Here is a 5997-nt window from a genome sequence, read left to right as displayed (position 1 = left end):
GGCAAACACTTGACCTGATCGAGCAACTCAAGCCCGCCATCATCATCCCAGGGCATGGCGCCGTCTTCACCGAAGTGGCCCCCGCACTGGCTCTGGCACGCAGCAAACTGGAAGCTTTTGCCCGAAACCCGGAGCGCCACGCGCGTTACGGCACCAAGGTCTTGCTCAAATTCAAATTGCTGGAATGGGGTCGCATCTCCAAAACCGAATTCAGTGACTGGGCCATGCAAGTCCCCTATTTAAACGACTTGCACCAACGCTTTGGCATTGACCACGACTTGCCCACCTGGCTGGACATGATGCTGTCCGAACTGGAACGCAGCGGCGCCATGGAAGTGCGTGATGGCTTCTTGCACGACGCATAAACTCAGCCTTCGCCCCGCTTGGCGGCTTGCAGCAAACTCAATGAGAATACAATCGCCTTTGATTTGAGTGAATTTCTTTACGGATTGCAGGCGTTTTTTAAAGTACGGCTCACTCTGCATTGCACTTGAGCCCCCAGGGTCTGGACAGGACTCACGCCCCCTCACCGACTTGACCCGCGACGGGTTGCAAGTTCCAAGCTCACCCCAACAAATGTGCAGACGCCGTCAGGCGATGCACTTTTCCCGGCGGAATCTCCCAAGAAACCGCCATTTCCTGTATGCAGGGTTTGTTTCAAAATCTGCATGCCACCTCTCTGAAAGGCTCAACCATGAGCAGCAAAATTTACGTGGGCAACTTGCCCTACACCATTGACGACGCCAGCTTGCGTCAAAACTTCTCTGAGTTTGGCGGCGTTCTGTCGGCCAAAGTCATGATGGACCGCGACACAGGTCGCTCCAAAGGCTTCGCATTTGTCGAAATGTCCAGCGCTGAAGAAGCACAAGCCGCGATCACAGGCCTCAATGGCATGTCGGTCAGCGGTCGCTCCATCGTGGTAAACATCTCCAAGCCGAAAGAGCCAAGCACCGGCTACGGCAGCGGTTACCGCGACACACGCAACTGATCTTTTTCAGATGGCTCCTAAAAAAACCCGTCCATGTGACGGGTTTTTTTGTGGAGCATCGGTCTTATGCCAAGTCGTGGGTCATTGCGGTTTATACGGGACCACTGCTTGCGAAAGAAGTGCTTTTATTCTGCAGACGAACACACTATCCTCTGGCGTGGCCAACAAGGCGTTGGTCGTAATTTTGAAAGTCAAGACATGACGGTTTACTCTGGGCTCATCGAAGCACTGGCGCCCACCGGCGTTTTGCGCGCAGCCATCAATTTGGGCAATCCGATTCTGGCTTATCGCCACCCACAGACCGGTGAACCTGCCGGTGTTTCGGTGGACATGGCCAGCGCCTTGGCCCAGTCCCTGGGGCTTGAGCTGACTTTGCGCGTTTTTGACTCTGCGGGCCAATCGGTAGAAGCCGCCAGTTCGAACCAGGTCGACATTGGTTTTTTTGCCATCGATCCGCTGCGTGGCAAAGACATCGCTTTTTCTCCCCCTTATGTCTTGATAGAAGGCAGTTACATGGTGCGCGAAGGATCGGCCATCACGCACAACGAACAAGTGGATGAAGCGGGCATACAAGTGACCGTGGGCAAGGGCAGTGCTTACGACCTGTACCTCACACGCTGCTTAAAGCGGGCCAGCATCGTTCGAGCGCCCACTTCGCCCACCGTGGTCGATGTATTTCTGGCCCAAGGACTGGAAGTCGCAGCCGGCGTGCGCCAGCAATTGGAATCCGATGCCCACCGACACGGAAATTTGCGCGTTTTGCCGGGCCGTTTCATGGTCATCGAGCAAGCCATGGGCACACCCAAAGTCAGAGGGCCGCATGCGCTTGCAAGCCTGAGCCGATTTGTGGAGGATATGAAGGCGTCCGGCAAAGTAGCCCAGGCATTGGCCCAACACGGTATCCAGGGGGCGTCTGTGGCCCCCGTGCAACCAATATTCTGAGCTTGTAATTGGTCATCACGGGCGCAGTACACAAGCACCCGGTCATGCCCCCATGCGCCCACAGTTGATATCGTTTCAAAAACCACCACGCCATAAACCACCCGAACAACAAAGAAACAAAAATAGAACATAAATTGTCAACACAACAAAATATATTGACTTGGTGGTCTCAAGGCCTCAATGTATCGTTTTAGTTACTTTTTCAAATGGCCATGGATACAAAACAAGCCGGCATCCAACCAATGACCCCGCCGTTAAAGCGCGCAGACAAATTGTTCATCTTTTTCATGATTTGCATGACCTGCTTGGTGGCATGGATGGGTTACACGACCTACCAAAAAGGAACGATTGAGGAAACGTCCAAACGCAATGGGTAAGCCTGGCTCAAATGGCTGAGCGAATCAGCCAAGAGCCGACATGTGCCTGGCTTCCAGCCGGCCGCTTGTGCGGTGCAGTCGCCACCGGGCACACAGATTTGGGCAGGTTGTTTCGAAAGCATCACCGCACCCGATGGCCCACTGGGCGCACTGACCAACCCCTTTTCAGGCGGCCGCTTGCAACGCGTCGTCAAATGCGATTCTCAAGACAGGACATTGGCGGGCGCCTTGGTATTTGAAAAAAACACACCCACCCCACCTGGCTCGGCCATTCCGACCCTGCTGACCGCTTTGGCAGACAGCGACAACATCGGTGAAAAAGTTCAAATCAGATTGTCGGTTTGCGACAAGGGTGCCAATGTGATTCGCATTGGCGAGTTGGAGTTCTGAAGGTACTGCATATGGAAACCAAAGAATCCGACATCAACCACACGCCCATGGCCCAAAGCCTGATCCCAAGTGATTTGCCTTTGCGCAGATGGTTATTTTTGTGGCTGTTGTCACCCCATCAAAAGGACAATTTCCACAAAGTGTTCGAGCGCTGGATCAGCCTCTTGATCGTGGTCAATTTGATCGCATTGGTGGCAGAACACATCCCGTCCATCTACACACCGTTCACCGCATGGTTTCATGTGTTTGATGTTTTCTCAGTGACCATCTTCACCATCGAATACCTGCTGCGCCTTTACCTGGCGCCAGAAGATGAAGAGTTCAAGGCGGCACATCGGCCCAGAGTGCGCTACGCCCTCAGTCCGTTTGCGCTGATTGACCTGATCGCCGTGCTGCCGTTTTATTTGCAGGCCTTCATCCCACTGGATCTGCGCGCCCTCAGGCTGCTTCGCTTGCTGCGAATTCTCAAGCTGTTCAGAGTGCTCGTGCCTGCATTTAATGAGTTCAAGCTCGCTAACCAAGGCCGGACATTCAGGCAAAAAATCCACGCCCTGGTGTTTCCAAGCGCCTTTGGTGGCGAGCTCCATCATATTTTTGACAACTTCATTGTTTTCTGGGTCATCGTTTCGGTCATCGCCGTGATCTTCGAATCGGTGGACAGCATTCAGTACCTGCTGAATCTGGAGTTCATCATTCTTGATGCCATCGCAGTGGGCATCTTCACGCTGGAATACTGTTTGCGCATTTACAGCTGCGTTGAAAATCCGAACATGAAGCATGCGCTCGGCGGGCGCATCAAACAAGCTAAAACCACCAGTTCCATCATCGACTTTTTGGCCATCTTGCCGTTCTTTCTGGAATTCTTCCTGCACCATTTGCTGGATTTGCGTTTCCTGCGTGTTTTCAGATTACTGCGGCTACTCAAGCTCACCCGCTACACCGGTGCCACCACCACCCTCAACCGTGTCATCTCCAGGGAATGGCCGGTGCTGGCCGCTTCTGCGTTCATCATGCTGCTGCTGGTGATCATGACGGCCAGCCTCGGCTATCTGTTCGAACACGATGCCCAGCCTGAAAAATTTGAAAACATTCCCCAATCCATTTATTGGGCGGTGATCACACTGGCATCCGTCGGTTATGGCGATATTTCACCCATCACGCCCATGGGCCGGGTGATGACCATCATCCTGGCCTTGCTCGGGATCGGCATCTTTGCCATTCCTGCGGCCTTGCTGTCCTCGGCCTTTACCGACCAACTCCGCATCGAGCGGGAAACGCTGAAAAACGAACTTTATGAAATGCTCTCAGACGGGATGCTTGACGGTGCCGAGACTGACAAAGTCATGGCCGAAGCCAAGCGACTTCACCTGAGTGAAGAAGAAGTGAACCGACTGATCGTCAAAGCAAAACGGGAAAGAGAGCTCAAGGAAGATGTCTCTGTGCTGCCCCTGCACAAGATCGCAGCCACCTCCGAGCACGCCATTGAGCACTACAAAATGCTGATCTCTCAGATTCGGCAACTGGGGGTCATGACCGATGCCGCCCGATTTGAATCAGTGGCCCAACAAAAGAAGCGGCTGACATCCGATGAATTGGCGTTGTGGCATCAGATCCAAGGGGATGAAGCCATCCCACCTCGCTCGCCATAGTCGTTCGGGCGTGAGGCAAACCGTTGGCCTGGCGCGAAATCGAGGCATCGACACGCAGATTTTCAACGTGATCGCCTGGCGTTTTCCTTTTAAATCGACAAGTTACAGCCCACAAAAGTAGCCGCGCAATAAAACGTGCCACACTTTTTTGCAGCGTCAATTTCAGCCAACCCGACTCACCCAAACACCCACCCGTTTAAACAGCCAATTTCGATGCGTACTCTCGGAAAGTCGCGTTGCGCGTATCGAGCGCTTCTTGAGTGGGAGGCACCATGATGGGGCCGCCTTCATGCGCGAATGCCTGGCACTGCTCTACGTAGGGGCGCATGCGGTCGTGGTACATGGGTGACGCCGCCAAGGTGTTTCCATCGTTTTCGGTCCAGGTGGTGGCCAGTGCTTCAGCGGCGACCATGGCCAGTGTTGTTCCCATGCCAGACAGCAGCGCAGCGCAATGACCCGCGTCGCCGATCACCGCCACGTTGCCCTTGATCCAACTCGGCATGTGTGTTTGACTGACTGAATCGAAATAAAAGCCCTTGGCCGTGGGGTCAGCAAACGCCTCACGCAATGCAGGCATCTGCCATGTGCTGACTTGCGATAGGAAGTCATCAATCATCTGGCGTTGGGCATCGAGATTGCGGTGGTCGTATTCCAGCTCAGCATTGGCGGCGAGCATCATGGCCTGAGGACCATCGCCGGTATCACGCACGACCATCGTCAGGCCAGGGATGTTGAGCATGGCACGCTGCCAGTCACGGTGGCTCGGCAGGTCAATCAGGGCAACGTAATAGCCGAAGTGGCGGACATAGTCTTTCTCTGGGCCAAACACAAGCTTGCGCACATTGGAATGGAGTCCGTCTGCCCCTACAACCAAATCGTAACGCCCCTGCCGGCCATCCATAAAAACCACGTCCACGCCACCAGGCTGATCGGCGATCGAGGCGATGGATGAATTAAAGAAAAAATCGACGCCGTTGGGTATGGCATCCAGCACGATCTGGTTAAGCCGGTCCCGCGTGATTTCAACATCGTGATCGGTCTCATTGGCAAACCAGCTCAGGTCCAGGGTGGCCACTTGCGTGCCCGAGGCATCCAGGACGGGCATCGGCGCCACGACGGCGACCTTCTGCGCATTGATTTCAGCCAGAATACCCATGCGTTCTGCCGTTCCCAGCGCTTGTCCACGAACATCGATCGGGGCGCCGCCTGGTCGCAAGCCATCGGCTCGCTCAACAACCGTCACACTGTGGCCAAGACGGGCGAACCAGTAAGCGGCCGTCAGGCCGGCCATACTCGCTCCAGAGATAAGGACCTTCATGTGTGCGCTCCCGGGGCAGTGATGTCGATTGACGTTACAGCGAGTCTAGTGACGCTGCATTCAACCTCAAGAGAGAATTTTCATTCCACTATAACTTTTCAGTAATGCCAGCTCGATGCGCTGTTGTGAACGGCGACCCTGGGAGTCCGAGAGCCGCGGTACGGATCACTGCAGCCAGTGCTCGAACTGTCGGGTGCTGCACCATATGAATCGCCCCGGGTTTTGAGGAGGCTCCAAACTTTGAGAAGATGGAGCCATGAACAAGAAATCAAATCGTTTTTCACCAGAAATGCGCGAACGCGCTGTACGCATGGTGCAGGAACACCGGGGCGA

Annotated in this window: 5 protein-coding genes and 1 pseudogene; 5 read left to right on the top strand and 1 reads right to left on the bottom strand. The window is 54.5% G+C overall.

The genetic code is table 11. The annotated features are described in order from the left end of the window. From ACIQ3A_RS13320 to ACIQ3A_RS13300, 5 genes and pseudogenes are all read left to right on the top strand, one after another. Window positions 1-365: pseudogene (locus ACIQ3A_RS13320) on the top strand (MBL fold metallo-hydrolase); the annotation flags it as partial. Window positions 366-694: 329 nt separating this feature from the next. Further along, window positions 695-988 carry an RNA-binding protein gene (locus ACIQ3A_RS13315; protein ID WP_019425964.1) on the top strand — a complete coding sequence of 98 codons (294 nt, stop codon included), beginning with the start codon at window positions 695-697 and terminating at the stop codon, window positions 986-988. 198 nt (window positions 989-1186) lie between these two features. Then, a complete protein-coding gene (locus ACIQ3A_RS13310; RefSeq protein WP_396432211.1) occupies window positions 1187-1930 on the top strand; it encodes an ABC transporter substrate-binding protein in 744 nt (247 codons plus the stop codon). A 419-nt stretch (window positions 1931-2349) separates the two neighbouring features. After that, window positions 2350-2697, top strand: a complete 348-nt coding sequence (locus ACIQ3A_RS13305; RefSeq protein WP_396432210.1) for a hypothetical protein — start codon at window positions 2350-2352, stop codon at window positions 2695-2697. An 11-nt stretch (window positions 2698-2708) separates the two neighbouring features. Next, entirely contained in the window at window positions 2709-4346 is a 1638-nt protein-coding gene (locus tag ACIQ3A_RS13300; RefSeq protein ID WP_396432209.1) for an ion transporter, read from the top strand. Between the two features lie 196 nt (window positions 4347-4542). Here the strand turns inward: ACIQ3A_RS13300 and ACIQ3A_RS13295 are convergent, their stop codons facing one another. Continuing rightward, the gene (locus tag ACIQ3A_RS13295; protein ID WP_396432208.1) at window positions 4543-5664 is read right to left on the bottom strand and encodes an FAD-dependent monooxygenase; all 1122 of its coding nucleotides are present in this window, start codon (window positions 5662-5664) and stop codon (window positions 4543-4545) included. Window positions 5665-5997 lie beyond the last annotated feature (333 nt).

The sequence above is a fragment of the Limnohabitans sp. genome, from assembly GCF_044361985.1.
Lineage (GTDB): Bacteria > Pseudomonadota > Gammaproteobacteria > Burkholderiales > Burkholderiaceae_C > Limnohabitans_A.
This window is presented reverse-complemented; position numbering and strand designations above follow the sequence as displayed.